The organism is Candidatus Infernicultor aquiphilus (assembly GCF_002784285.1).
GTDB classification, from domain to species: Bacteria; Atribacterota; Phoenicimicrobiia; order Phoenicimicrobiales; family Phoenicimicrobiaceae; genus Infernicultor; species Infernicultor aquiphilus.
This window is the reverse complement of the sequence record NZ_PFKO01000379.1, coordinates 1-943: the sequence shown is the minus strand read 5'-3', so window position 1 is coordinate 943 and position 943 is coordinate 1. Positions and strand designations below refer to the sequence as shown.

The 943-nt window shown below is 40.5% G+C and carries 1 protein-coding gene; it reads left to right on the top strand.

The window, feature by feature from the left end; all coding sequences use genetic code 11:
* Positions 1-943, top strand: a 943-nt coding sequence (locus COZ07_RS10570) for an ABC transporter substrate-binding protein (protein ID WP_406608531.1), incomplete at both ends; no start/stop codon positions are given.

Sequence of the window (943 nt, the reverse complement as noted above, 5' to 3'; positions counted from 1 at the left end):
TAGCCCCATTTGAAGCTGAAACTGGTATTAAAGTTGAATTCACCGGGACGAGAGATCTTCCTGCAGTTTTAACTACTCAAGTAGAAGCTGGCAATCCACCTGATGTGTCAGCTATACCGAATCCGGGGCAGATGATAGAATTTGCCAAAGAAAATAAATTAGTGGATTTAAGCACTTTTATGGATATGGATGTACTACGAAGTGATTACTCCTCAACCTGGATAGATCTTGGTACTTATCAGGGAAAATTCTGTGGAGTATTTATTTCTGCCGACCTTAAAAGTTTAGTTTGGTATAATCCTAAAGCATTTGCTGCTGCTGGTTATAAAGTGCCAACAACCTGGGATGAAATGATTGCTCTTTCCGATAAAATAGTAGCTGATGGTAAAACTCCTTGGGCTATAGGTCTTGAATCTGGGGCAGCTAGTGGGTGGGCTGGTACAGACTGGATTGAAGACATTATGCTTCGAACTGTAAAACCAGAAGTTTATGATTTGTGGGTCAAACATGGAATTTCCTGGCTTGATGATAGTGTACAAAGGGCTTTTGATTTATTTGGCCAAATTGCCTTGAACAAGAAGTATGTCTATGGTGGAACAAATGCGGAACTAACTATCAACTTTGGAGATTCGCCAGATGCTTTATTTACTACTCCACCGAATGCTTATTTGCATAGACAAGCCACTTTTATCAAAAGCTTTATACTTGACCATTTTCCAAGATTAGTCCCTGGTGAAGATTTTGATTTCTTCCCCTTCCCACCTATTGATCCTCAGTATGGGACACCTGCTTTAGGAGCAGCAGATATGTTTGCTATGTTTAAAGATACTCCGGAAGCAAGAGCCTTTATGGAGTATATTGTTTCACCTGCAGCGCAAGAGATATGGATTGGTGAACTAGGGAAACTTTCTGCCAATAAACGGGTAAATCCTGCTGTCTATCC